Source organism: Chromohalobacter sp. HP20-39 (genome assembly GCF_033052815.1).
GTDB lineage: Bacteria > Pseudomonadota > Gammaproteobacteria > Pseudomonadales > Halomonadaceae > Chromohalobacter.
On record NZ_JAWHTP010001045.1, the window covers coordinates 1 to 245 of the forward strand.

Below are 245 nucleotides of genomic sequence, written 5' to 3' on the forward strand. Positions count from 1 at the left end.
TCCAGAAGTTCGGCCGGCTGCAGCAGGAGCTGGAGGACACGCGCCGCCAGCTCGCGGCCCAGCGCCGGCCCAAGCACACGATCGCGAGCTTCATCGGCGCCAGCCCCGCGGCGCTGGAGGTCAAGCGCCAGGCCCGGCGCGTGGCGCAGACCGACTCCACCGTGCTGCTGCTCGGCGAGACCGGCACCGGCAAGGAGCTGCTGGCCCACGCCATCCATGCCGCCTCGCGACGTGCGCACCGGCCG

Annotated in this window: 1 protein-coding gene; it reads left to right on the forward strand. The window is 74.7% G+C overall.

Annotated features, from left to right (window positions below; all coding sequences use genetic code 11):
* On the forward strand, window positions 1-245 hold a 245-nt coding region (locus RVY79_RS21105; RefSeq protein WP_317466565.1), incomplete at both ends, for a sigma 54-interacting transcriptional regulator.